The following is a 25,673-nucleotide window of genomic DNA, read 5'->3' as shown; positions in this document are numbered from 1 at the left end:
CGCGGCCGGGCGCGGTTGGCCAGGTCAGGGCCGTTCCACCCGCGACCCCGGAACCGGGCGCGGAAAACCGGCGAAGATGCCCTGCACCGCCGACGATGCCAGCACGGCGTGCTGCCATTCTGGGCGCGTGGTCAACGAGCGCAGCGGCCAGGCGCCGCTCGTGGAACTCGCCGACGAGCTTGCCAGGATCTACGCGGAACCGGCGGTGGCCTGCCAGCTTCTGGAGCGGGCCGGTCTTGACCGGAGCCGCCACCCACGATGGAGCAACACGCCCCGGGAGTTCTGGTACGAGGCCGGCAGGCTGCTCACCGACGGCGCCACGGTCAACGGCTGGGACCGGCTGCTCGCCGAGGCCCTCGACGACTATCCCGGTAACGGGGTCCTGCGCTCGGCGGCGGCCGCCACGGAGCCGCCACGGTACATCCGGCCGGGTACGCAGCCGCCGGCCCCCGGCGAGGGGGCTGGCGCCGAAACCGCCCCCGGCGCGGACGACGTCGTCACGAATTCGCCGCCGCCGCACCGACCACTCGGGCCACTCAAACCACCCGGATCAAGGAGACCACGCCGGTCACGCGGGCGCGGCGGCGTCGTCGGGCTCCTCGCCGTCGTCGGTGTGGTGGTGGTCGTCCTGGTCGCCGAGGTTGCCTTCGGTGGCGACAACCCGGACACGGTGGGTTCCGCCGCGGGAAAGAAGCGGTGCGCCCTGGTACGGAAGCCAGTGTCCGACGTGTTCGACAGCGCCGGAGGTCAGGGGCACGTCAAGGTCAAGTACACCGGCGACCGGGTCGTTCTGGTCGAGTTGCCACAGCGCGTCCAGGACGGTGTCCGCTGGGCCGCCGTCGCGCTTCCCTCCCGAGGTGACAGCCGGACCGGCGTCGGCTGGATGCATGCCGACGACCTCACGTCCACGCCCTGCGAAGGACCACCGGCACCGCACGGCGCGGACAGCCCGCCGCTCCCGCGCGGTTGACCGGCATAAATCCCGTTTCGCGTCCGCCATCCGGCTCGCATTGCGCCGGCCCGGCCCGCCACCCGGGAACGAGACGGCTCAGGGCCGCCTGCCCGTGGAGCACGCCCTCCCCGTCGACGAGGTTCCAGATCGTCGTGTCCTCGATCCAGAATCGGCGTCCGGACCGGGCGGTGCGTTCGCCGCGATAATCGCTGGCGTACCCGAGCAGCAGGACGCTGCCCATGAGCCGACGGCGCGCGTCCCGGCTGTCCGCCCGAGCCGACAGCCGGGACGGCATGCCCACGAACTCGTCCCAGGTGTATTCGAAATGCCGTTGCGCGGTGATGTTCGCGTACACGAAACGCGGATAGCTGCCGATCAGCAGGCCGGCGAACGTGTCGTCGTACGGCCCGCTCTCATGATCGGTAATCCGGGTCATTCGATCTGCCACAGTCGAACAGTGCGGTCCTGACTGGCACTGGCGAGGACGCGTCGGCCTGGGCCGATGAATCCGGTCGCCAGCGACATTACCACCCCGGTGTGACCGGCGAGGGGAGAACCGAGAGAGACGGGGGAAGCAAGGTCGGTCACGTTCCACAACCGGACCATCGCATCGCCACCGCCACCGGTGATGAGGGTCAGGCCGTCGTAGAAAGAGACCGACTGCACCCAGCCGGTGTGGGCGCGGAAGGGCGGTCCGAAGGGAGTGGGTGAAGTCAGGTCGGAGGTGTCGAACAGCCGCACCGTGCCGGTGCCGCCGCCGATCGCCATGGCATGGCCATCCGAGGTGAAGTCCACGGACTGTACCCATTGGGTGTGGCCGCTGATGGGGGCGCACAGAGCGCGAATATCTGCCGGGTTGGAGATATCCCACAGCCGGACCGTGTCGTCATGGCCGGCCGTCGCGATGGTCCTGTCGTCCGGGCTGAAGACCACCGACTCTATTCGATTGGTATGGCCGGTGGAAATGGTCCCGATCAGGTGGGCGGCGGCCGGATCGGCGACATCCCATAGCCGTACCCGGGCGTCATCTGTCACGGTCACGAGAACGCTCCCGTCCCGGCGAAAAGCGACTAGAAATGTAAACTCTACGAGGCCGGGAAGCGAGCCGGCGAGTTCGACCTGGGCGTTCTCGGTGATCCGCCACAGGCTGACAGTACTGTTCCGATCGCTTGGCAAGCTATTGGTGACGGCGGCCAGTAGGTGCCCGTTCGGAGCAAGAGCGACCGTGCCGACGGAGTCGGGGCTGTCGGTGTCGGTCGAGCCCAGCAGGCTTGCCGCCGCCGGGTCGGTGACATTCCACAGCCGCACCATGCCGTTCCTGGTCGCCGTGGTCAGGATCGCGCGTTCCGTTCTGTAGCTGGGAAAGGTCGCTGACCATACCGCCTCGGAGTAGCCGGTTAGGGGAGGTCCCAGCAGCCGGGGGTCCGCCCTGGGCGGATCGGCTGCCGCCTTCCTGAAGGCGGGGACGACGACGGTCGGCACGACCGTGCCAGCGACGGCGAGCGGGACAGCCGCCGCGGCGCCGAGGAACCAGCGGCGGGTCGAGGGCCGGCTTACCGGTTTACTGGTCTCCTCGTCGCCCACCGTCGGGCGGTCATCGGAGTGAATGGGAATCGCCGCCGTCCCGGCCGATGCCCTGGAAACCGAAATGTCCCAGGTCGGGTCGGTGTGTATGACGGGCTTCTCGGTGGCCGCACGGACGTCGCTGTGGAGATGCAGTATGACGCCGGCGCGGTCCGTCCAGCCCGGCCCGTGAACGGCGGTGGCGGCGCGGGCGAGATCGAGGGCGAAGGCGTGGGCCGAAGGGGGCCGGTCGCGGGGTTCCTTTGCCAAGGCGCGCATCACCACGTCGACCAGTGGGGCTGGCACGCCTTCCGGTACCGGCGGGGGAACATTGAGGTGATGGTGCATGAGTGCCGGGATGGTCATGGCTGTGGCGAACGGAGGTGCTCCGGCGAGTAGCTCATAAATCATCACCCCGAGGGAATACAGGTCGGTCGCCGGGGTGAGCTTGCCGCCCAACAGCTGTTCCGGTGCCATGTACAGCGGAGTGCCCATCACCGCGCTGGTGGTGGTCGCCGATCCCTCCATGATTTTGGCGATACCGAAGTCGGTGACTTTGAGTAGGCCGGTCGAGTCGAACATGATGTTGCCGGGTTTGATGTCGCGGTGTAAGACTTTTTTTGGCTGCTCGTGTGCGTGAGAAAGGGCGGCCGCCACTGCCAGTCCCACGGCGCAGAAGCCTTCGGTCGTCATGTCCGTGCGGCGTTCGCTAAGGGTCCCGTCGCGGAGGAGTTCCATGACGATCAGGTACAGGTCGTCGACGGCGGCGGCGTCATACACCCGGACGATGTGTGGATGGTCGAGTGTTGCCAGCAGCCGACCCTCGGCGCGGCCACGCTCCGTGGTTCGCTCCGCCTCTGCGGACAGAATTTTGATGGCGACGTCGCGGTTCAGTTCGCGGTGGCAGCCGGCAACGACCAGCCCGAATGCACCCCGGCCCAGCTGGGCACCCAGTTTGTAGCCGGGTAGCGCCGCAACCACCCGTTCCCGATCGACGATCACGAAGCGTGATCGAATATGCGTCGACGAAAATGCTCACCGTTCACCATGGTGGATTTTCAATCCCTCCATTTTGGAATGATGCTTAATCAGCATGGGGTGGTCGAGAGTCGGCGCTGTCCGGGGCGTCGACCATCTTGCGGGTGCGTCTGGGCTCGCCGGGCTGCTTACCTGTGTCGGCCCCGACCTCGCTCGCGACGACCGCTTTGCCGCCTTGACGCATGGACAGTCAGACGACGGCGGACGCGACGACGACCAGCCGTCCTTACCTGCCCAGCCTTCCAGATCGGCTGCTCGCTGGACCCCACGCCCCGAGCCTAGCGATCACCACTCACAGCGACATAACCGCAGAAACGATCGTCAGACACGGGACGGCTAATGCTGCAACCGTACTTTTGCGATCATATGGGCTGGTCGTTTCGTTGGTGATGGTGGATTGTGTAGGTGTTGGCTCGGTGATGTCACTGTGACCAGCGCACGACGTGGGCGATGGTCTGGGTTGTCTGGTGATGGGGGTGATGAACAGTCGACGGCCCAGCGGCGTCCGGTGAGCCTGGCCGGTGCGGACAGTGGGACCGGGTCGGGTGCGTGGGTGCGGAAAAAGGAGAGCGCCCAGTCTATGAAAGCGTTGCCCCGGTCGGAGGCGTAAGCCAGGTAGGCCGTGACCTGGGCGTTCTCGATTCTTTCGGCGGTTTCGGTGCGCTGGCGTTGCACCCCGACCGTGGTCGTGCCCTTCTTCAGGTCCCGGTGCCGAGGGCCGGGTTTCCGACACAGTGAGTGCTCAAGGGCGAGGTATGCATCGATAGTGGTACTCACCGTTTAGCCGCGATTCGGCTACCTGGCCGATCCGTGCCCGTGTCGAGGAACCCCTGATGCCCACCCGGAAATCGAGATTCCGTGTCTTGGTCGCTCTGCTCGCCGTACTCGCGATCTACCTGATGATTCTTGGCTTCAGCGCGCTGGGCTCGTTCGACCGCACGAGCGGCGGCGAGGTCGCCGTCGTCCGCAACGGCGGCCCGCTCGACAACCACCGGATCCGCCAGGTCATTCAACCGGCCTCCGGCCGGGTCTGGGTCGGCCTCTACTCCGACGTCCACAAGTACCCCGCCCAGCAGCGCTTTTACACGATCACCGCGAACGAGGGGCAGTGCGACCGGCCTGACCACGAGGTCGTGCGAGTGCCGTCGAAGGACGGCGTCGAGATGGGTATCGAAGGGACTCTCTACTTCTCCCTCAACACGGACCCGGGGGCGTTGCGGACCTTCGACGACAAGTTCGGCACCCGCAAGTTCCGGCTGCTGTCCGATGGCGACAACTACGCGCCGTACGAGGGAGACAACAGCTGGTCGGCGTTCCTCGACACGATCATTCGGCCGGTCATCGACAACGACCTGCGCGAGCAGATCAACACGTTCGACTGCGCGGCGCTGGTCTCCTCGTGCACGCTGGTGCAGCTGGGAGCGAACCGGACCGTGAGCTCGGGCGCCGTGGGAACCTCGCCGGTCGCCCCGACCGAATCGTCGAACGGCAACATCGCCGCAGTTCAGAAGGCGATCAACGAGTCGCTCGCCCGGGACCTGGAGACGACGCTCGGCGCGCCCTTCCTGATCAATCTCAAGTTCAACCTGGTCCGGATCACTCTGCCGACCCAGGTCCAGGAGGCGGTGAACAAGGCGCAGGCGGCCTTCGCGGGCGTGAGCGAGGCGCAGGCCCGGGTCGCGCAGGCGCGGGCCGACGCGGAGGTGAACCGGATCCACCAGTCTGGTTACGCCGAGTGCCCGGCGTGTGCGGCCATCGACGAGCTCAAGGCGATCCCGCCGAACGTGACGACGTTCGCCCCGGGCTCGGGCTTCGCGATCACCCAGCCCTGACGGGCGTCACGCCCAGGTCGACCGCTCGGCGCGGACAGCCTCTCCCTCCGCTCGGCTGAACCCACTCAGGAAACGGCCGGCGGTGAGGGGGCGGCGGTCCAGCCGCGGATCAGAGCAGCCTGGCCGTGGAGGGTGCCCTCCCGGTCGAGGAGATTCCAGATCGTCGTGTCCTCGATCCAGAAGCGGCGTCCGGACCGGGCGGTACGTTCGCCGCGGTAGTCGCCGGCGTAGCCCCGCAGCAGGACGCCGTCCATGAGCCGGCGGCGCGCGTCCCGGCTGTCCGCCCGGGCGGACAGCCGGGACGGCATCCCGACGAACTCGTCCAGGTGTATTCGAAATGTCGCTGTGCGGTCGTGTTCGCGTACACGAAAAGCGGGTCGGCCGAGGTGTCGTGCGCGAGCAGCCCGAACGGAGCGGCATCGTAGAGCCAGCGGGCAACGTCCGCCTCGACGGGATAGCCGGCCGGCAGCATCGGTTCACCGAGGAGACGCTGATAGCTGTCGGTCAACAGCTCGGCGAACGCGCTGTCGTACGGCCCCGTCCCCGAGGAAGCCGCCGGCCGCCGGGACACCTCGTCGCGCAGCGGCTTCCGATGTGTGTCGGGCATGTCTGTCTCCCATCCCCGAATCGATACCCGGGAGGCGTACACCCGCTGTGCGCGGCCCGTTCCGCCGTGCGCGGCCCGTTCATGGTACCGACGACTCCTGCCGGGGGAGCGGGCCGGAGAACCCGCGCCCGGCCGGCACCGGAGCCGACAGAAAGTAGTCGCATGACGAGTAGTGGTTGCAGATTGTCACGTAATTGGAGTGCCTCGAATGAGGCGGCCGGGCCTGCGGCGGAGTCCGGTAGGACGCCGTGCGGGCCCATTACGCATGTAGCGTGGACGGATGTAACGTTCATCTGTCCACGGCATCCCCAGGGCACCTGAAGAGAACGCCTGGGGACGTCGCCTACCGCCGCTTCGGGGGAACAGGCAGGTAGTTCGATGATCAAACCGCAGGTCAACGCGCCGAGCGAAGAGCTCGTCAGAAAAATCTTCAGTTCGAACGAACGCTGGGGCTGGGAATACGCGCCTCCGCATCCCGCGACAGCGCACCACGAGGCCTTCCACCCGCCGACGCGGGTCCAGCTTCCGGTGCCCGACCTGCGGGGGCTGGAGTTCCGCAGGCGGCAGTTGTCAGGGAAGGTCTGGCGGCCGATCGTCGGCGGACTGTTCCTGCTCGGGGGACTCGGAGCACTGGCCGAATCGCCGAGCGGCGTCGGCCCTCTGCTCATCGGCGTCGTCCTGCTTGCCTGGTATTTTGTGCCGATTCAGACGGTCAGCAAACAAATGAAGTCCATTCAGGCGGGCCACCAGGCGGAGGTCGCCCGCCGCGAACAGGACTTCCAGGTCGCGTACGCCGCCTGGCAGCAACGCGTCCACCAGCACGACCAGGCTGAGCAGTACCGGATCGGCTCGGCGCTGGAGTTCTATCCGTTGGATCCGGAGCGCCCGGCGCGGATCGATGTCTTCGGCGGTACCGGCGCCGGCTGGACAAGTCTGTTGGCCACCGGTGGCACGTCGCTGCTCACGAGCGGGTCCGGAATTCTGCTGCTCGACCTGTCCGAGCTCAGCGTCGGTGCCGGTCTGGTCATGCTCGCCAACAACGCGGACGCGCCGATCTCGGTCGACGTGCGGGAACTGCCCAACTCGCTGGAACGGATCGGCCTGCTCGGCGAGCTCGACCTGCGAGAGGCCTCCGAACTGCTCGCCGACGCCTTCGACGCGGACCGCCGGGGCGGGGGCGACCAGAGCCTGCGCGCGATCGACCTCAACATCCTGCGCAGCGTGGCGTCGTCGATCGAAGCGCCGTTGACCTTCGCCCGGCTCGCCGCCGCGCTGCGCATCCTCGACAACCAGAGCTCGGCCGTCCACGAAGGCGTGTTCAGCGACTACGAGGTGCAGGCGCTGCAGCAGCGGATGTACGACCTCGGCCAGCGGGAGCGGACGGTCGACCAGATCAGCTTCCTGCGCACCGAGCTGGAGACACTCGCCGGCTCCGACGCCTCGGCGGCCGATGTCCCGCCGGCGGAACCGGCGGCCTGGTGGCCGGGCGGCGGCCTGCGGGTACTGGCGACGACGAGCTCGGGGCGCGGCAACTCCGGGCGGCGCAAGCTGCTCACCGACCGGATTCTTGTCGAGACGCTGCTGCACCAGCTGCGCGGCAACGGGCACGCCGGTCTCAACGACGTCGTCGTCATCGCCGGCGCCGACCATCTCGGCCGCGAGACCCTGACGACGCTGACCCGGCAGGCGGAGGCGGCCCGTGTCCGGCTCGTCCTGCTGTTCAAGAGTCTCAGCGACGACGCGGAAAAGCTGATCGGCACCGGCCACAGCGCGGCGATCTTCATGCGGCTGGGCAACGCCCGGGAGGCCTCCGCCGCGGCCGACCACATCGGCAAGGGCTTCCGTTTCGTGCTCTCCCAGGTCACTAACCAGATCGGCGACAGCTTCACGGAAGGGCTCGCCAACAGCTACGGCGAACAGGACGGCACGGCGTTCACCGAGGGAGAGGGCCGCCAGCGCGGTTACGGCCCCGGCGGAGGCAGCGGCGGCCGGAACTGGAACCACTCGACCACGACGTCGCACTCGTCGACGTGGACCAACACCCTCAACGTCTCCAACACGGTCAGCCGGAACCTCGGCACGACCCTGCAGCGCGAGAAGGACTACACCGTCGAGCCGACCGTGCTGCAGAGCCTGGCCACGACGGCGTTCATCCTGGTGGGCACGTCCAGCGGTCCCGGCCGGGTGCGCTCCGGCGACTGCAACCCAGGCCTGTTGCTGCTGCCCAGGGTCTCGGAGCAGCCCCGGGATCTCACCGGGGCCGCACCCGCCTACGGCGCGGGGAGCCTGAACCAGGGCGGTGCCACGGCCACGCAGCAGCTACCGGCGCCACAGCGAGAGTTCCAGCACCAGCTGCCGCCGGGGTACCCGCAGCAGCCGGGCTATCCGCTGCCGCCGGACTACCTGCAGCAGCCGGGCTATCCGCAGCAGCCAGCGCAGCAGGGCCCCTACCACCCAGGCCACTCGTCCGGTACCGGCGCCCATCCGAACCAGCCTCCGCACACCTGGCCGGGGCAGAAGTAGCCGGTGACAGGAATCCGGTGACAGGAATGCTGGACGGTTTCCGCTTCCACAGGCTGCTCTCCGCCCCGCGTCCGCCAGACCCGTCGGAGAGGCCCGACCCGGCGCCGGCCCAACTGTTCGCCGCACTCATCGCGGCGCATGCCGACCTGACCCAGGGCGCAGAGGTCGAGGCCGACCCCTACCCGTGTGTCCCGGGCCAGTTTCCCGCGGTGGACGCCGGCCCGGCTGCGGCTGCGGCTGCGGTCGCGGTCGCCTGGGTGCGAGTGCCCGGCGACCCGCATCTGCGGATTCTGGTCGGCGGGAACCCGTACTTCCCGGCGGCGGGCACCGTCGCGTCCGCCGCCGTGGAAGGCGTGGCGGTGCCGGTGCTGTACCCGCCGGGCAGCACTGGCGTTCCGGTCGACACGACCGACCTCGTGACGGCACTGGCCGGCTTCCCGCACTGGCTGCGGTGCGATGGGACGGCCGACGCCCTCTGGGGCGCGGACGCCGGCGGTGGAGCCCGCAGCGGGGCTCGCAACGGCGGCGGAGCCCGGCAGGGCGACGGGCCGGCGCGTCACGGCTCCTTCGACGACTACGCCGCTCACCTGCCGGGCGCCTTCGCCTGGCTGGTGATCGGGCAGCCGGTGCCCACCGGGGTCGTCGACACCGAACGCGGCGACCTGCTGCGCATGATTCCCTTCCTGCGCCAGCGGGAGCGCGACGAGCACGCCCGTCTCGAGCTGGAACGAGCCGAGGCCCGCTACCGCGAGCTGACCCGCTCGACAGCGACCGGAATGTGGGACGTGCGGGTGCTCGTCGGCGCGCCGACGAGCACAGCGGCGCGACTGACCGCCGCGCTGCTGTGCGGCGCCGGGGACCTCGACGATCTGCCCTACCTCCTCACCCCGGCGCGGGGCGGGCCGATGTCGCTGGCCGAGGCCCTGGGCCCGACCGCGCCGCCGCGGGCCGCCCCGCCGCCGCAGGCCATCAGCGCCGGCCCGGGCGGCACGTGGACGGCGGGCCCGTCAGGTCCCGCCGGGCGTCCCGGATTCGGTCCCGGCACCGCCCCCGGCCGTACCGGACCGGGAGGCATCGCCACCGGGCCGGCCGGCAGTTCCGCGCCCGGGCGTGCCGGCCCCGCCGTCGGAGGCCCGGCGACAGCCGGCGTCGAAGCGACCTTTCCGTTCCGCGCGGGCGGGGAGCTCCTCGCCGCGCTCGCGCGCCCGCCCAGGCGCGAACTCCCGGGGATCACACTGGTGACCCCGCACACCTTCGACGTCACCCCCGAGGGAGTCGTTCAGGCGAGCCGGCCGATGGCACCGGCGGCGACCGTGCCCGGCGGCGGGCTCGTGCTCGGCCAGGTGCTCGACGCGGCCTGGTCGCCGGCAGGCGTCCTGCCGGTTCCGCGCTCGACGCTGAACCGGCACGGCTTCGTCAGCGGCGCGACCGGCTCCGGCAAGTCGCAGACGGTCCGATCACTGCTCGAGTCGCTGGCGCGGGCCGCGGACCCGGTGCCGTGGCTGGTGCTGGAACCGGCGAAGGCCGAGTACGCCCGGATGGCCGGTCGGCTCACGGGCCACAGCGAGGTCATCGTGATCAAACCGGGGCGCCTGGACGCGCCACCGGCCGCACTCAACCCCCTGGAACCGGAACCCGGCTTCCCGCTCCAGAGCCACATCGACCTCGTCCGCGCGCTGTTCCTGGCCGCGTTCGAGGCGCACGAGCCGTTCCCCCAGGTACTCGCCCGGGCCCTGACCGTCTGCTACACCGACGCTGGCTGGGATCTGGTGGCCGGCCGGATGCGGCCCGAGCACCGGCCGCGGTTCCGCGACGACGAACCGGCCGTATCCGTGCGGCCCCGCTATCCGACGCTCGGTGACCTGCAGCGCACCGCCGCCCGGGTCGTCGAGAACATCGGCTACGGCGCCGAGGTGACCGCGGACGTGCGCGGTTTCGTCGACGTGCGGATCGGCTCGCTGCGGGAGGGGACGCCCGGACGGTTCTTCGAGGGCGGTCACCCCCTCGACGTCGGCGCGCTCCTGACCCGCAACGTGGTCTTCGAGCTCGAGGACATCACCAACGACCAGGACAAGGCCTTCCTCCTCGGCGCGGTGCTGATCCGCGTCGTCGAGCACCTGCGGGTCAAGTACGGCAGCGCGGGGACGGGTGAGCTGCGGCATGTCCTCGTCGTCGAGGAGGCCCACCGGCTACTCAGGAACGTCGAGAGCGGCCCGGCAGCGGCCGCCGTCGAGCTGTTCGCGTCGCTGCTCGCCGAGATCCGCGCCTACGGCGAAGGCGTCCTCGTCGTCGAACAGATCCCGTCGAAGATCATTCCTGACGTGCTGAAGAACACCGCGCTGAAGGTGATGCACCGGCTGCCCTCGGCGGAGGACAGAGCGGCCGTCGGCGCCACGATGAACCTGCGGGAGGAGCAGTCCGAGCTGGTCGTCGCGCTGCCTCCGGGCGTGGCGGCGGTAGCGGTCGACGGGATGGACCGTCCGGTGCTCGTCCGGATGACGCCGGGCTCGGATCGGGAGTCGATGGACGAAGCCAGCTACGACGGCACGCCACTCGGCGGACGACGGAGCAATCTGTGCGGCGCGGACTGCCGGCGTGACGGCGCCTGCACGCTTCGCCAGATCAACGACGCGGCTCACCTCGCTTCCAGCCCCCGCCTGGTCATCTGGGTCGAAACGGTGGCCGCGTACCAGGTCATCGGCTTGGCCCATCTGCTCGGCCAGGCGCCACCGAAACCGGTGGCGCCGCTGTCCGGTGAGCTGCTCGCCCTGCCGACCCGGACCAGGGACTGCCTGCTCGCGCAGGCGGTGGACCGGGCGGTCGCCGCGCGGGCGACCCTGCTGCGCGGCCACGTCGATCCGGACGACTTCGCCGGCCGGCTCGCGGGCACACTCGCCGGACTGCTCGCCGGCACCGCGCAGGACGACGCCGACACCCGTCGCTGGACCGCCGGCTCATACCGCTACCAGGACGTCCGCCGGACCCTGAACGAGGCCCAGAGCGGCCCCGACGCCGACCGCCCCCACCCGGAGACGCCCGACTGGCGCCGCCGTGGGCTGTCACTGGTGAGCCAGACGGTGCCCGCGCAGTTCGCGGAGCTCCGCGACAGCGCCCACTACGCCCCCGGCGCGGACGCCGTGAGCCTCGGTGACCTGGCGACCAGTGGCCTCGCCGTCGCCGTGAAGACGCTTACCGGCGGGACGTCCAAGGAGCACCTGCGCGCGGCGCTGCGCCTGGCCTGCGGCGACGCCGACCTGGAGGCGCTGCACTTCCAGATCGCCGACCTGCTGGAGAAGTACGTCGCGGACGGAGGGCGCTGACCGAATGGCGACCGACGGCCCGACGACGACCGACACTCCGCCTCCTCCGCCACCACCTCCGCCGCCGGACACGTCCACCCGGGAGAAGGCCTCGGCCCTTGACGGCCGGGGCCTGTCCGGCGGCGCCGCTCAGGACGCCACGCGACCTGAGCACGAGAGCGACAGCGCGCGGACAGCCGAGCCCGGCACCCAGGACAAGATGAGTCCGCTCGACGGCGATCCCACGCCGCACGAACCGCAGAACACAGACCAGCAGAGTCCGGCGAAGCAGGACCGGGAACCACAGGGGCTGGAACCGCCAGGCCGCGGTCTTGAACCGACGCCTGAGTTCCAGTCCCACCTCGACGAGCGCAAGGCCGCTATCGAGGAACGCAAGGCCGCCAGCGAGACGAGGCCCTCCGACCAGGCCACCGAGCCAGCGGTTGCGCCCGAGCGGGACGTCGAGTCCGAGCCGGCGGCTCGGCCCGGAGCTCCGCCAGATGCCCGGAATGCAAACAGCGAGCCCGACGCGTCCACTGCGCCGGGTACGCGACGTGCACCTGAGGTGCCCGCCGCCCGGGAGGAACAGCCGGACAGGACGGAACAGCCGGACGGGCGGGAGCCGGCAGATGCCCAGAACATCCCGGAGCAACCGACGGCTTCCGCTCCCGGGAGCGGGCCCGACCGTCCGCAACCGTCCCGGCAGGAGCCCGACGTCTCGGCAGGCCCGGGGACCTCGGAAACTCCCGAGGCACCGGGGGAGGAGGAGACGAGTTCCCCCGACGTCGTCGGCGACGCCGACAATCGCCACGATCCCCACAACGACACCGATGTCCAGCCGGAACCGGAACCGGAATCCGCAGAGGAGCCCAGGCCGGCAACCGAGGATGAAGGCAGTTCTGTAGCGGGGAATTCGGCTCCCGAGTGGGCCTCGGACGAAGTTCGTGCCGGCGAGCTGGAGACTGATCCTTTCGACCGGGCTGAGCCTGCTGCCGCCGAGGCGAGTAGTCCCCACGAGGAGAATGTCGCCGATCAGAACGATGCCGAGCGCGACCAGGTCCCACTCGGTCTGACGCAGCATGGACAGGAAGACGCTGGCCGGGGTGCCGACCAGATCAGCGGCACGACAAGTAACGAGGACTTCAGCGTCAGCGGTGCCCGCCAGGAGCCCGTGGTGCCTGAAGGGCCTGATGCGCTGCGGCGAGCGGAGTCACCGGATCTCCAGCATGCGGACGGGCGCCAGGCCCACATCGACGATCACGAGGTCACCCAGAGCGGCCACGTCGACGAACCCGTCGGCACCGTGGCCGACCAGGACCTGCAGACCGGCCCACAGAGCGAGCAACATCTTGCCGCGACGACGCCCGAGACCCAGGCCGACCGGAATGAGCAGCCCGACAGACGGACTGTCGCGAGCCAGAACGAGACCCCGAACTCAGTGGATGGCGAAGCGCCGCCCACGGCCAGCTCCGACAACCTCAGGTCAGCCGGAGAACTCGGCGACCCGCCGACAGCGTCCGAGACGAGGAGCCAGGATGCTCCGGCAGCCGGTGACCACACGATCAAGGGATATACGTTCACCGTGGATGAGCATGGCCGTACCAGAAGGGCGACCGGCACGTTGAATGTCGATACTCCGGACAGGCGTGACGCGGCCGCGGCCAGGGAGGCCAGAGCAGCCGGCAAACCGGGCGACGACGCCGGCCACCTCATCGGCCATCGGTTCAATCCACCGGAGGGACGCATCAACCTCGTTCCTCAGGACATGAACCTGAACCGCGGGGCTTACCGGAGCCTGGAGAACAAGCTGGCCCAGGCGGCACGGGACAAGAGCGTCGAAGTCGACATCCGGGTTGTGTACCCGGAGGGTAGTCAGCGGCCGAGCGGGATTGCGATCCGGTATAAGATCGACGGCGAGACCGAGATAGTTCGATTCAGGAACAGGGCGGGTGGACGATGACGGACCGGGATTCCCAGGCGGACGCGATCGAACGGCTCGGGCGCGCTATCTATTCCTCGGTCGACTTTGAGTTCGACGTAATACGATTCAGCTGCGATATCTCCGAGCCGGATGTCCAGAAAATCAAAATCAGTGCGAGTAAGAACGATGTGAAGCATGAGGTCGATCTTGGTGACGATGTGTACGAGGCGCTGGACGAACTCGAGGACGCCTTTCGGGAAAGCCAGAAAGAAACGCCAAAGGTAATAAGTGGCAGCATTGCGCGCGATGGAAAGATTGAGATTGACCTGGCTTACTGATCAAGGGGTTGCGGTGAGGCAGGTCGAGGAAGCTGAGGCGCTGCAGGCCGAGCTGTGTCGGCTTGTCCAGTCTGAAATGAGGCCCGGTCGTGGCGACCGACAGCCCGACGACGACTGACGCTCCGCCTCCCCCTCCACCACCCCCGCCGCCAGACACGTCCACCCAGGAGAAGGCCTCGTCCCTCGACGGCCGGGGCGTGTCCGGCGGCGGCGGTCCGGACGCCACGCGACGTGAGAACGTGGACGACAGCGGCCCGGATACCGGTACGCAGGACCAACAGACCGGATCCGCCGACGTTGCCGATCAGCGGGCGGACAGCCTGGCCGCGCACACCGACGCGCCAGGACCGCCCGACAAAGCCGCCGCTTTGGATCGCGCCCCGGAGGATCGACAACTCAGCCACGAGGGCCCGAGCAGTGCGCCGGAGCAGCGCCAGCCCGCAGAACTGTCAGACCGGAGCCCGTCGCCGACAGTCGAGCCCAGTGCCCAGGACAAGGCGGGCATGCTCGACGGCGATCCCTCTTCTCGCGAACCGCAGAACGCAGATCAGCAAAGTTCGGCGAGGAACCAGGAACCGCAGGGGCTGGAGCCGCCAGGAAGCGGTCTTGAGCCGACGCCCGAGTTCCAGTCCCACCTCGATGACCGCAAGGCCGCCATGGAGGAGAGGTCCTCCGACGGAGCTGGCCCCAGCATCGACCCGCTGTCCCGGTCCGAGGAAGGCGTCGAGTCCGAGCCGGCAGTCCGGACGGAGCAGGGCAATGAGTTCCGGCCAGCGGTCCAGCCCGAAGCTGGACCGGACATCCGGAACGCAACTGATGCGCCCGATGCATCCACTGCGCCCGGTATGCGAGGGGCGCCTGAGGCGTCTGCACCTGCCGCCCGAGTCGAGCAGCCGGACGGGCAGGACCCAGTAGACGTCCGGAACGACTCGGAGTCCCTGACAGCGCCCGATTCCAGCAGCGTGCGCGACCGTCCGCAACCGTCCCGCCAGGAGTCCGTTGACGAGGCGCCTTCGCCCACCATCGTCAACGACGGCACGGTCCACGAGAACGACCCCACCGGCAGCCCGTTGTCTGTCGAAGCAGACCCCGACCCGACGACCAGCACCGACGGCGAGACTGCCGAGGATCTGTTGCCGGATCCCGGCACTCCCGGCACCGACGGCACCGACGGCCCGGAAAGCTCGGACGGCCGTGACGGCGACGCCGATCATGAAAGTGATGATCGTGACATCCCCTGGGGAGGCGAGCCTGAGGTCACCGGCCCGGCAGACGGCGTTGATGGTGTGAAGGCGGATGCGGTTCCCCGTAAGCCATACAACGGCCTGACGGCCGGCGAATACTCCGGTGGCACCGCCTACAAGAACAGATCGGAGCCGAAGCTACCCGAGACCACTGAGGATGGCACGCCCATCAGGTACAAGGAGTACGACCGCGACCCGTACGACGGCGTACAGAGAAATGGTCGGCGATTCGTCGTCGGCGACGACGACGCGCATTACTACACCGACGACCACTACCAGAGCTGGGTGAGGTTCCGTTGAGACAAGATCCACTGGAAGTGATCGGAAGCGGTCTGTTCGGTGGTGTTCACGCAGTGCCGGTCGACGGACTCGCGGCGACCGGTCGACTGGTTGCCGAGCTCTACCACAAGCTCGACCTCGGGACGGCCTCGCCGCGAGTACGGACGCTGCACGTCCGCGGCTCACGCTGTCGCACCTCCGCTGGCCTGTTTGACGAACTGGCAGCGGTTCTCCAGTTTCCCGCCTATTTCGGTGGTAACTGGTCGGCCCTCCATGACAGCTTGTACGATTTCCAGGTACCGGCCGACGCCGTCATCCTCGTGTTTTCCGACTTCTCCCAGGTGCTGTCCAAGGCCAAGAAGGAGGAGCTCGACTGGCTTCTCGAGGAGCTGACCGAGCTCTGCGGCACGCCGCGGACACCCGCTCCCGGAGACCGAAGTGTCACGGCCCTTCTAACCGATCATGCCGCGGGACTTTCCGCCGTCGCAAAGCTGCTGCCGGGCTGAACCAGACCAGCTCCGCGAGATTGAAACCTGTGGAAACGGCCGCCCAAGAAGGGACAGAGTTGAGCTGATCTACATTCGGCTCGGTTGCACGAGTTGGTGTTCGGTAACGCAGGGGGTTGCGATGAGGCAGGTGGAGGACGCTGAGGCGCTGCAGGCTGAGCTGCGTCGGCTCGTCCAGGCTGACGTGCCCGGCCCCGACCTGATCACGACGACGGCTGGCTTTGACGTCGCGTACGACACCGACTCCGATCTGGTCGCGGGCGCGGTCGTCGTTCTCGCCGCGCCGGGCTGGGAGGTGATCGCATCAGCCGCGGTGGTAGGTCGGGCGGCGTTTCCCTACATTCCGGGTCTGCTGTCGTTCCGGGAAATGCCGCCGCTGCTCGAAGCGTGGAAAACCGTTCTCCCGCAGTTGGCCGCGCCGCCAGATCTGTTGGTGTGCGACGGGCATGGCATCGCACACCCCCGACGGTTCGGACTGGCCTGTCATCTCGGTGTCACCCTGGACCTGCCGACGATCGGCGTGGCGAAGACCCCGTTTGTCGGCGACCACTCAACGCCTGGGCCGCGTCGGGGAGACCGAACGGCGATCATTCTCGACGGCGAGCCGGTGGGAGCCGCGCTGCGGACCCGTGACGGTGTCCGCGAGGTGTACGTCTCGGTCGGGCACCGCACCAACCTTGACTCCGCCTGCCGGTGGGTACTGGAGCTGTGCCCCAGGTACCGGCTGCCGGAGACGACCCGGGCGGCCGATCAGCTCAGCCGAAGGGCGCTCGCCGAAGCCCGGACCGCGTCTCGCTGAGGGAGCATGGCCGGTGCGGCCCGGCCGAGGGCGCACAGCAAACAGTTCGGCGACGCACCAGTTCGGATGCTGGCTCCCACCACCATCAGGTCAGGACGCGACCGGGGACGATGCTCGACGCAGGGCGTCCAGGATGGTCTCCACCGGCTGGGCGCCGGAGATGCCGTAGGTGCGGTCGACGGCGTAGAACGGCACGCCGCTGATGCCGAGCGCGCGGGCCTGGCGGATGTCGTCATGGACGTCGTCGGCGTGCGCGTCGCCGTCGAGGACTTCGCGGGTTCTGTCTGCCGGCAGGCCGGCTTCGGTGGCGAGTCGGACGAGCGTGTCCGTGTCGTCGACGGCCGCGCCGTCGGTCAGGGTGGCGCGCATCAACCGTTCCTGCGTCGCGCCGGCGAGGTTGTACGTGGCGGCGAAGTGGATGAGGCGGTGCGCGTCGAAGGTGCTGGCGGTGACGGCCCGGTCGAGGTGGTAGGTCAGGCCTTCCTCGGCGGCCAGTGCGCTGACGCGGTCGTTCATGGCCTTGGCCTCGGGCGGGGTGACGCCGTACTTGCGCGCGAGCATCTCGGAGGTCGGGATGTTCTCCCCGCGTGGCTGCGTCGGGTCGAGCTGGAAGCTGCGCCAGACGACCTCGACCTCGTCGGCGTGCTCGTACCGGGTGAGTGCCTTCTCCAGCCGTCGCTTGCCGATGTAGCACCACGGGCAGACGATGTCGGACCAGACTTCGACCTTCATGGTGCCTCACCTTACTGCGACGCAACCGGCCGCGGCCCGTGCGCTCCCTGGGCATCGTCGGAAGGGACCCGCGGTGCTCGGCGGGTACCTCGCCGGGAACATGGGGAAGGATCAAAGGCGACAGGTATGCGGCATTGTGTTCCGGTCGGGGCCGGCGCTGCTTTCCGCCGGATGGGATTCCTCTTCGCAGTCAAAGAGGAGAAACATTTCGGCAGTAGTTCAGTAGTAATCGGTCCGGTGGTTGACGGTGCTTACGCCACGATGCGACGCTCGGCGGGTCCGGTGGTCCGGTGGTCCGGTGGTCGGAATGCCGGCAGCGTTCGCGTGAGGAAAGCCCCGAGCGGGCAGACAGGCGGTGCCGTGGCGAGCACTGGCGGTGTGGTCGGGGCCGTCCGATGAATGGCCAGGTGCAAACTCGGGCGGGTGATGGCACGGCGGGGAGGCCGCGGCGGCTGACATTCGGGGCGTTGCTGCACGGCTCAGGTGGGCACATCGCGGCCTGGCGCCATCCGCTCTCGCCGCCGGACGGGCAGCTGGACCTGCCTTTTCACATCCGGCTCGCCCGGACGATGGAACGCGGCACCTTCGACGCGCTGTTCATCGCGGACGTGGTCGCGATCTGGGGCCACGACCTGGACTCCCTGCGGCGCACCGCGCGCGCCGACCGCTTCGAGCCGCTCACCCTGCTTGCCGCGCTGTCAACGGTGACGGAACGGATCGGCCTGGTAGCGACCGCGACCACCACGTACAACGAGCCCTTTCACATCGCCCGCAAGTTCGCCTCGCTCGACCATCTGTCGGGAGGCCGCGCCGGCTGGAACGTGGTGACCTCGGTCGTCCCGTTGGAGGCGGGCAACTTCGGCCGCGACACCCACCTCGACCATGCCCTGCGCTACCGGCGGGCGGAGGAGTTCGTCGACGTCGTCCGTGGTCTCTGGGACAGCTTCGACGACGACGCGTTCCTCCGCGACCAGAAGACCGGCATCTACTTCGACGAGGCCAGGCTGCACCGCCTCGACCACCGCGGGAAGCACTTCGCGGTGACCGGGCCGCTCAACATCCCGCGGCCGCCACAGGGCCGTCCGGTGATCGTGCAGGCCGGCTCGTCGGACGCCGGTCGCGCGCTGGCCGCCTCGGTCGCCGACGTGGTGTTCACCCACCATCCCGACCTGGCGGGCGCGCAGGCGTACTACGCCGACCTGAAGGCGCGCACCCAGGCGGCTGGCCGGAACCCGGACGAGGTGGTCGTGCTGCCCGGCCTGTCGACGGTCGTGGGCCGCACGATCAGCGAGGCCGAGGACAAGTTGGAACGGCTGACCGCGCTGCTGGACCCGCGCGTCGCGCTGGCGGACCTCGCCTACTGGCTCGGTGGCGTCGACCTGACCGCCCATCCGCTGGACGGGCCGCTGCCGGACCTGCCGCCCTCCAACCAGAGCCGGAGCGCCCAGCGGCACATCGTCGAGCGGGCCAGGGCCGGCGGCCTGACCATCCGCCAGCTCGCCCACCAGCTCGCCCGTGACACCAGGACCATCGTCGGTACCCCGGAGTCGATCGCCGACCACATCCAGGAATGGTTCGAGGGCCGCGGCGCGGACGGCTTCAACGTCGTCTTCCCCTATCTCCCGGACACGCTCGACGACTTCGCCACCCTGGTGATTCCGGAGCTGCGCCGCCGCGGCCTGTTCCGTACCGAGTACACCGGCCGCACATTGCGCGAGAACCTCGGGCTGTCTCTCCCGCCCAGCCGCTGGTCCGCCGTCCAGGCACGGTCGCTCCGGTGAGGATTGCACGCGATCGAGTTCCAGATGTCCCGTACAGAGAGGGGTCACGGTGACCGTCACCCGAACCGCGCCTTACGAAACGCGCCGGGCCAGCCCGGTCCTCGGCACCGAGATCGTCGGTGTCAACCTGGCGGACGGCGTCGACGACGCCACCGCCGAAGCCCTGCGCGAGGATTTCTGGAAGCACAAGGTCCTGGTGTTCCGTGGCCAGAACCTCTCACCGGACGCGCACGTGAAGGCGGGCACGGCCGCGACGTGGCACGTCGGCGGAACCTGGCGGAACCCTCCGTTCAACAGCGAGTCACTGACCTATCAGGTCGTGCCGGAGGTCGGCGGTCACACGCTGTGGGCCGATCTGCAGGCGGCATACGACGGCCTGTCCGAGCCCTTCGAGCGGCTCCTGGAATCGGTCAACGCCGTGTACAGCGCCTACCCGGGGGACGGGACCTACAACCGGCCGCCGGTGACCGAGACCATCGAGCACCCGGTGGTGCGCACACACCGGCATACCGGCCGTAAGGGGCTCTTCATCAGCTCGTCGGCCCTCCGCCTGACCGGAATCAGCCCGGCTGAGGGAGAAGCCCTCCTGCCGTTCCTCCTGGCCCACGCCTCCTCACCGAACCACACCGTGGGCTTCGGCTGGAAGCCGGGGGACTTCGTGATCTGGGACAACCAGGCCACGTGGCACTACGCGGTGAACGACTACGACGGCCCGCGCGAGTATTGCAAGGTCATCGGCAGCTGATCTTCAAGGGGTCTCCCGCCGGTCCCGCCGGTTGGGGCCGGGCGGTGGGTTCGAGGACCAGATCGGCCGCCAGATCGGCCGCCCGCCTCCGAGCCCGCGTTGCGGCTGGGCGGCGGATATCCGGACGTCCCGCTGCAGATACCGGCTGGTGGCCAGACCCCGGACGGCGCTTCCTACACCTACAGCGCCAACGAGGCCAGTGTCGGCGACCTCGACGGTGACGGCGAGTACGAGATCGTCGTCAGGTGGGACCCGTCCAACGCCAAGGACAACTCCCAGGCCGGCTACACCGGCGACGTCTACCTCGACGCGTACGAGCTGTCCGGCACCCGGCTGCGGCGGATTGACCTGGGGCGCAACATCGGCGCCGCCATGCCCGCCGCCCCCTGGCCGGACGTGTACACGCCTCGGTAGCGGCCGCTCCGTCCTTGCGGGTGGCTGGCTCGGGCGCAGCGGCCTCGGGCCACGGGGCCCTGCTCGACTGGAAGATCGTGAGGCAGAGTCAGTAGACCTGATCGCCTGGTGTGGCCTTCTCGTGGGCGAAAAGTGGAGCAGCTTGCGCCTGATCTTCCGGGCCATCCGGATGGGGAACCCCAAGTACCAGGGCGTCTGAGGTGTACGGACCTATCTCTCGTGAGCCGAGATTCGCGCACACGATGACATTTCTGCCGACCAGTTCATCCTCTGACAGCAGCGCATACTGACCTACCGAGTGACGGATTCCGAGACTCCCCAGATCCAGTTCGATGACACGGCACGGAAACCTTGTACCCTCGGCCAGTGGAGCCGAGATCACTCGCGCTACGCGCATGTCAATGTTCTCGAACTTGCCAAAGGTGATCTTCGGCTTGAGTGGTGGTCCTTTTTTGGCTGCCATCCCGCGCGCGTCCTGTTCTCTGATTCTGCTGGGGTGTAACTCTCGCTGGTGGGCCTAAGGGGTCGAGGTTCATTCGACTGCAAGCTGGTCCCGGCGACGCGGGTGCAGCAACCCGAAATGATACCCGATCTTCTTCGGGAGGATTTTCAGTGCCCACCCAGATGATAAACGCCGGCCGCGATCAGATCCTCCGGCCCTTGTTTCGCAAGCACCCTCATCTGCGGGATTGGGCCGGAGGGTCGGGCGACGGCCGCTGGGCAAGAAGGGTGCGCGGTAGATCCCAGTGACCGTCCGTGGCGCAGTGACCTGCATCCACGGCTCCCTACGTCCGTCCCTGACGCGCGACCCCGGGTCGTCGCCTGCCTCGCCCGTGAAGCCAGCTGCCCCTTTGGTGCAGATTCTCCCTGATGTCCGGTTGTTGTGTCGGGTGTGGTTCCCCGAGGGGGCCGCAACGGAAACGGAATAGGGATCGTCCGATTACCTGTAGTCACCAATGTGTTTCCTAATGCGATTACGACAGGTTTCGGGATATTGAGGCCATCGGCCACGATATCGTCGCGCCAACTGTGAGCAAGTAGGCCTTCGGAGGTGCTGACTGTGGTCGGTTCCAGCTCAGATGTTCCTGGATGGCGCCCAACGATCTTCATTGGTAGTTCAGGGAAGTCCGTCAACAGGGGAATCGTAAACACGCTGGCAGCCGAGCTGGTCGACCGGTTCGAGCTACACCTCTGGCGAAATGTATTTCCGCCGGGGGCCTACATCCTCGATGTTCTGCAGAAAGAACTCAGAACCGTCGATGCCGCAATACTTATCTTCGGTGCGGACGACGAAGTCGCCCGAGGTGAACGAGACTTCATTTCAAGTCGCGACAACGTGATCCTGGAGTATGGGTTCTTTGTTGCTGGGCTGGGTCGGGATCGGGTCTGCGTACTTCTAGAGGAGGGAGTGACACTGCCGACGGATCTGGTCGGTCTGACGGTCGAGCAGTTTGACGGCAGTAACGATATAAAGCTCGGCGTGACGCTGGAAGGATGTGCCCGCCGGATCAAGGAGCGATGGGAATCTCTGCGCAGGAACAAACTTAGCACGTCAATTCCAAATGACTCGGTCGGAGCGCTGTTCGGCTACTCGAAGACCATTGAACGCGAGCAGAATCGGCTGGACAAGCTTGTCGGCTCACTCGGTGAGTCGGTTGCAAGTATTACTGACGTTTATGACGAACCAGTTTACTTTGACTCCCCGGACAGCGCGTTGTCCAGCTATGCGGAAGCACTCGCTCTGGTGAAGCGCCGGTTCTGGACAACGACGTTCCTTTCTAGCGGATTTTGGAGCCGGCCGCAGCCGAGTGTTCTCACTGCGAATGCTCAGATGATGGTGCGGCTCAGTCGCAACGGCGGCGAGGCGCGCCGGCTGTTCATTCTTGACCAGGATGTCGAAGCTGTGGTCCAGGCCTTCCGGGCGGACCGCATTCATCTCCGTGAACTGGCGCGAGGACGGGAACTGCGCGAGTCGGCCAACCGTTTTGAGCACGTCAAGCGCAACATAAGGGCGATGATCGCCGCAGGTTTTGAAGTCCGGGTGGTGTTCGATGCGTGGAGCCTGCATCGTGCTCTCCCGCCGGGGTTGATTGATGACCCCTACGACAACGAGCTGGCAATTTACGACGAGTTCCGAGTGGACTCTTTCCAGGGTGGTAGTATGGGAAGTATTCGCGGCGTGAAAAGTCATTGTGCGACGACGCGCGAGTTTGCGTCGTACCTAGCCGCGGCTGAAACCTACTTCGATGACCTATGGCAGGAAGCACAACCAGTGGATAGTTTCCTCCAACTCATGCAGAACTCCATCAGGAGCGCCGATACAAGGATCGACTACACGGGTAACTGGTTGACGGCGTACGAGTTCGATCTCGATGGCGAGGACGAGCGATTGAAGACACTTGAAGCTCGTCGAGCAGTAGCCGCGATTGAGTCCATCGGGCGCTGGGGAAACCTGCGGAGTCATCTCGATGTTGGCACTTGCACGGGCAGGTACATCGCCCTCTTCAGGGATGCCACGGTTCCCAGCGGAGAACTCATCGGCATCGACGACGACCCTGACTGCGTCCGTTTCGCTCAGGCCAGTCTTGAACGACGTTTCCCGGGAGACGAACGGATCAGGATTGAACACGTTGATTTCTCCTCGGATCGGCTACCGAGAGGAGACTTCGATCTTGTCACCTGTATGCTGGGCACTCTGTCTCATTTCGGCTGGGATCGGAAGCTCTCGCGAAACGACAATCTGCAGAGCATAATCCAGCGTATGCGGGAGATACTCGCGGACGATGGTGTTCTGCTACTCGGAACGTGGTCGCAGTTTGCTCGCGATCAACGGCGCCTGCTCGGCATCTATCAAGATTCGGATCGCGAGCGACTGGCTCGATGGACTCCTCCGGTCGACGAGCTCCACGACCGTCTCCGACAGGCCAGATTCGAGATCGAGCTGTTCGAAAAGCCTGAGGCCAGGCTGGATCTGACAGTGTGTCGCCCCGTCTGATCTTGTCGTTGGTCACACACTGTGGGCCGATCTGCAGGCGCCGCTATGCGGTCCCGTCCGTCGGGCCGGGCAGGAAGCGGCTGGTTGCGGCGGCGAGCGCGGCCGGCTGCTGCTCCTGGACGTTGTGGCCCGCCTCGATCTCGACGATCTCGGCCCGCGGCACGCGGGCGCGGAACTCGCCGATCGTCTCCGGTGCGAGAAAGCCGTGCGTGCCGTGAACCAGAAGAACCGGCACGGTCGACGTCTCCAGCGCTGCACAGGCCGCGGAAGTCGACGTCGATCTAAAACGGGTCTTCGAAGTTATGCGGTGCGGAGGTGTCCGCGGGCTCGGCGGGTGGTGACGCAGCGTGCTCGGAGGCGCTGGTTGGTCGGGTTGCGGAAGCCGTAAGCGGAGCGGCCGACGAACTTGATCACGCGGTTGATCCCCTCGCTCTTGGCGTTGCTGATGCCGGTGTTCAGGAAGGCTTCGATCTCGGGCCACCAGCAGCGCCTGGCCGATCGGGCCCTGGTCCATCAGCGGGTTCCACATCCGCTCGAACTCAGCGTCGGTCAGATCCTCCCGGTTGCGCAGCAGCTTGCGCCGGGCCTTCCACTCCGTGGCCCGGCCACGTCTGCCGCGGTGTGTGCGGGTCAGACGGCGGCGCACCAGATTGAGCATCTTGTTCGCAAGCTGCACCACATGGAAATGATCGACCACCACGGTGGCCTGCGGCAGTCCGGTGCGGATCGCCGCCCGACACAACGGGGACATGTCGATGGCCACGAAACGAACCCCCTGGCGCCAGGTGAGCGGGGTGTCGGCCGGCCAGGCCAGCACATCACCGGTGGCCCGTCCCTCGATCTGCCCCAGCAGACCGCCGCAGCCTGCGGCGTCGACGAATCCGGTGTGCCAGCGATCGGCCGCCGCAGACCACTTCCCCGTCTGCGGGTCCTTCTCCCAGCGGGCCCTGCCCCGGCGGGTCTCGTCGATCCCCAGCACCTCGATGTCCGGCAGCGGCGCCTCGGTCACCGCAGTGGCAGCGGTACGGAAAGCCTCCCGCTCAGCGCCTCGTCTCGTACCTGGTCAGCACCACGCCGCCGGGGAACGTCCGCGTCTCCACCAGATCCAGGTTCACCCAGCTGTCCAGCGCGGCGAAGAAGGGCGTGCCGCCGCCCACCAGAACCGGATGGGTGGCGATCGCGTACTCGTCGATCAGCCCGGCCCGCATGGCCGCCCCGGCGAGCGTCGCGCCGCCGATGCCCATCGGGCCGCCGTCCTCTGCCTTGAGCCGGGTGATCTCGGCGATCGCGTCGCCGGTGACCAGGCGGGTGTTCCAGTCGACCTTGTCGATCGTCGAGGAGAACACCACCTTCGGCGTGTCCCGCCAGTTCCGCGCGAACTCGATCTCCGCCGGGGTGGCGTTGGGCTGCTGGTCGCCGGTCGGCCAGTAGGAGCTCATCGTCTCCCACAGCTTGCGCCCGTACAGCGACAGGCCACTCGCCTGCTCGTGGTCGAGCCACCACTGGAACAGCTCGTCGCTCGGCGGCCCGCTCCAGCCGATGTCGTCGCCGGCCGCGGCGATGTAGCCGTCCAGGGTCAGGTTCATGCCGTAGATCAGTTTCCGCATGGCGCCAGCCTTCCGTGAGTCGGACTCCGGCGTATAGACCGGCGCCGTGCGGGAAACTCATCGGTGCGCGATCTGGGCTCACAGGTAGTCCTCGTGGTCAGGGCTCAGTGTGGCGTACTCGCCAGCTCGGGCACCCGACGGATCTCGACCTCGCCCTTGCACGGCAGCAGCCCGCCAGCGAACCGGACCTGGGCACCTCAAGCGCAACCAGGCCGCCGAACAAGCTACGACGCAGAAAGCGCGAAATCTGAAGAAATGCCGTGGAACTGAGTACCTGTCCTGAATCTTGGTTCTCTGTGCGGAGAGTGACGTGGGGGTGGGAGGTTTTGGGTTGGCGGTGGGGCTGGTAGGTCGTGGAGATGGCACGTTCTCCTCGGTATCCCTCGGATCTCACGGACGCGGAGTGGGCCTACGTGCAGCCGCTGCTGCCGGCGGCGTCGAAGGACGGCCGGCCCGAGAAACACGACCGGCGTGACATCGTGGACGCGATCCTCTATG

19 protein-coding genes and 4 pseudogenes are annotated in these 25,673 nt (G+C 67.8%); 14 read left to right on the top strand and 9 right to left on the bottom strand.

Annotated elements, in window-relative coordinates; all coding sequences use genetic code 11:
* Positions 1 to 76: 76 nt before the first annotated feature.
* Positions 77 to 970, top strand: coding sequence for an effector-associated domain EAD1-containing protein (locus FMEAI12_RS11895; protein ID WP_160144265.1), 894 nt, complete (start codon positions 77 to 79; stop codon positions 968 to 970).
* Here the strand turns inward: FMEAI12_RS11895 and FMEAI12_RS11890 are convergent.
* From FMEAI12_RS11890 to FMEAI12_RS38040, 3 genes and pseudogenes are all read right to left on the bottom strand, one after another.
* A complete protein-coding gene (locus tag FMEAI12_RS11890) occupies positions 900 to 1,388 on the bottom strand; it encodes an MEKHLA domain-containing protein (RefSeq protein ID WP_112106065.1) in 489 nt (162 codons plus the stop codon). The genes FMEAI12_RS11895 and FMEAI12_RS11890 overlap by 71 nt on opposite strands.
* Positions 1,385 to 3,517, bottom strand: a complete 2,133-nt coding sequence (locus FMEAI12_RS11885; RefSeq protein WP_235013914.1) for a WD40 repeat domain-containing serine/threonine protein kinase — start codon at positions 3,515 to 3,517, stop codon at positions 1,385 to 1,387. Before FMEAI12_RS11885 ends, FMEAI12_RS11890 begins: the two co-directional genes overlap by 4 nt.
* 612 nt (positions 3,518 to 4,129) lie before the next feature.
* Positions 4,130 to 4,255: pseudogene (locus FMEAI12_RS38040) on the bottom strand (IS701 family transposase); the annotation flags it as partial.
* Positions 4,256 to 4,416: 161 nt separating this feature from the next.
* On the opposite strand from FMEAI12_RS38040, the gene FMEAI12_RS11875 reads away from it, so the two are divergent.
* On the top strand, positions 4,417 to 5,385 hold the full coding sequence (locus tag FMEAI12_RS11875) for an SPFH domain-containing protein (protein ID WP_235013913.1): 969 nt from the start codon (positions 4,417 to 4,419) through the stop codon (positions 5,383 to 5,385).
* Positions 5,386 to 5,450: 65 nt separating this feature from the next.
* Here the strand turns inward: FMEAI12_RS11875 and FMEAI12_RS38035 are convergent.
* Positions 5,451 to 5,857 (bottom strand): annotated as a pseudogene (locus FMEAI12_RS38035) (MEKHLA domain-containing protein).
* A gap of 513 nt (positions 5,858 to 6,370) precedes the next feature.
* Here FMEAI12_RS38035 and FMEAI12_RS11865 point away from each other — a divergent pair.
* The 7 genes from FMEAI12_RS11865 (at position 6,371) to FMEAI12_RS11835 (ending at position 16,901) form a co-directional block, all read left to right on the top strand.
* Positions 6,371 to 8,515: a hypothetical protein gene (locus tag FMEAI12_RS11865; RefSeq protein WP_112106062.1), complete on the top strand. Its 2,145-nt coding sequence runs from the start codon at positions 6,371 to 6,373 to the stop codon at positions 8,513 to 8,515.
* A 26-nt stretch (positions 8,516 to 8,541) separates the two neighbouring features.
* Positions 8,542 to 11,835 carry an ATP-binding protein gene (locus tag FMEAI12_RS11860; RefSeq protein ID WP_112106061.1) on the top strand — a complete coding sequence of 1,098 codons (3,294 nt, stop codon included), beginning with the start codon at positions 8,542 to 8,544 and terminating at the stop codon, positions 11,833 to 11,835.
* 199 nt (positions 11,836 to 12,034) lie between these two features.
* On the top strand, positions 12,035 to 13,774 hold the full coding sequence (locus FMEAI12_RS11855) for a DNA/RNA non-specific endonuclease (RefSeq protein WP_160144263.1): 1,740 nt from the start codon (positions 12,035 to 12,037) through the stop codon (positions 13,772 to 13,774).
* On the top strand, positions 13,771 to 14,073 hold the full coding sequence (locus FMEAI12_RS11850) for a hypothetical protein (RefSeq protein ID WP_112106059.1): 303 nt from the start codon (positions 13,771 to 13,773) through the stop codon (positions 14,071 to 14,073). The genes FMEAI12_RS11855 and FMEAI12_RS11850 overlap by 4 nt, the downstream gene beginning before the upstream one ends.
* 503 nt (positions 14,074 to 14,576) lie before the next feature.
* Positions 14,577 to 15,617 carry a ribonuclease domain-containing protein gene (locus FMEAI12_RS11845; RefSeq protein WP_146776684.1) on the top strand — a complete coding sequence of 347 codons (1,041 nt, stop codon included), beginning with the start codon at positions 14,577 to 14,579 and terminating at the stop codon, positions 15,615 to 15,617.
* Positions 15,614 to 16,102, top strand: coding sequence for a barstar family protein (locus FMEAI12_RS11840; protein WP_200835260.1), 489 nt, complete (start codon positions 15,614 to 15,616; stop codon positions 16,100 to 16,102). The genes FMEAI12_RS11845 and FMEAI12_RS11840 overlap by 4 nt, the downstream gene beginning before the upstream one ends.
* Before the next feature lie 121 nt (positions 16,103 to 16,223).
* Positions 16,224 to 16,901 (top strand): endonuclease V, encoded by a 678-nt coding sequence (locus FMEAI12_RS11835; protein WP_112106057.1) that lies wholly within the window; start codon positions 16,224 to 16,226, stop codon positions 16,899 to 16,901.
* Between the two features lie 90 nt (positions 16,902 to 16,991).
* Here FMEAI12_RS11835 and FMEAI12_RS11830 read toward each other — a convergent pair whose 3' ends face one another.
* Entirely contained in the window at positions 16,992 to 17,633 is a 642-nt protein-coding gene (locus FMEAI12_RS11830) for a DsbA family oxidoreductase (protein WP_112106056.1), read from the bottom strand.
* 452 nt (positions 17,634 to 18,085) lie between these two features.
* Here FMEAI12_RS11830 and FMEAI12_RS11825 point away from each other — a divergent pair, with 452 nt between their 5' ends.
* From FMEAI12_RS11825 to FMEAI12_RS11815, 3 genes and pseudogenes are all read left to right on the top strand, one after another.
* Entirely contained in the window at positions 18,086 to 19,414 is a 1,329-nt protein-coding gene (locus FMEAI12_RS11825) for an LLM class flavin-dependent oxidoreductase (RefSeq protein WP_235013919.1), read from the top strand.
* Between the two features lie 49 nt (positions 19,415 to 19,463).
* Positions 19,464 to 20,159 (top strand): TauD/TfdA family dioxygenase, encoded by a 696-nt coding sequence (locus tag FMEAI12_RS11820; RefSeq protein ID WP_112106054.1) that lies wholly within the window; start codon positions 19,464 to 19,466, stop codon positions 20,157 to 20,159.
* Positions 20,160 to 20,273: 114 nt separating this feature from the next.
* Positions 20,274 to 20,522: pseudogene (locus FMEAI12_RS11815) on the top strand (rhamnogalacturonan lyase); the annotation flags it as partial.
* Positions 20,523 to 20,661: 139 nt separating this feature from the next.
* Here the strand turns inward: FMEAI12_RS11815 and FMEAI12_RS11810 are convergent.
* On the bottom strand, positions 20,662 to 21,036 hold the full coding sequence (locus FMEAI12_RS11810; protein WP_112106053.1) for a tRNA-binding protein: 375 nt from the start codon (positions 21,034 to 21,036) through the stop codon (positions 20,662 to 20,664).
* A gap of 597 nt (positions 21,037 to 21,633) precedes the next feature.
* Between FMEAI12_RS11810 and FMEAI12_RS11805 the strand changes: the two genes are divergently transcribed.
* Positions 21,634 to 23,568, top strand: coding sequence for a TIR domain-containing protein (locus FMEAI12_RS11805; RefSeq protein WP_160144262.1), 1,935 nt, complete (start codon positions 21,634 to 21,636; stop codon positions 23,566 to 23,568).
* A gap of 300 nt (positions 23,569 to 23,868) precedes the next feature.
* Here the strand turns inward: FMEAI12_RS11805 and FMEAI12_RS39855 are convergent, their stop codons facing one another.
* From FMEAI12_RS39855 to FMEAI12_RS11795, 3 genes and pseudogenes are all read right to left on the bottom strand, one after another.
* Positions 23,869 to 24,015: a transposase gene (locus tag FMEAI12_RS39855; RefSeq protein ID WP_368672067.1), complete on the bottom strand. Its 147-nt coding sequence runs from the start codon at positions 24,013 to 24,015 to the stop codon at positions 23,869 to 23,871.
* A gap of 85 nt (positions 24,016 to 24,100) precedes the next feature.
* Positions 24,101 to 24,547 (bottom strand): annotated as a pseudogene (locus FMEAI12_RS39850) (transposase); the annotation flags it as partial.
* A gap of 61 nt (positions 24,548 to 24,608) precedes the next feature.
* The gene (locus FMEAI12_RS11795) at positions 24,609 to 25,175 is read right to left on the bottom strand and encodes a dihydrofolate reductase family protein (RefSeq protein WP_112106050.1); all 567 of its coding nucleotides are present in this window, start codon (positions 25,173 to 25,175) and stop codon (positions 24,609 to 24,611) included.
* Positions 25,176 to 25,534: 359 nt separating this feature from the next.
* On the opposite strand from FMEAI12_RS11795, the gene FMEAI12_RS11790 reads away from it, so the two are divergent.
* A partial coding sequence (locus FMEAI12_RS11790) for a transposase (protein ID WP_146776683.1) occupies positions 25,535 to 25,673 on the top strand: 139 nt, incomplete at its 3' end.

The organism is Parafrankia sp. Ea1.12 (assembly GCF_900465275.1).
Classification (GTDB): domain Bacteria; phylum Actinomycetota; class Actinomycetes; order Frankiales; family Frankiaceae; genus Parafrankia; species Parafrankia soli.
The sequence above is the reverse complement of the archived record's forward strand: the minus strand, read 5'-3'. Positions and strand labels throughout refer to the sequence as shown.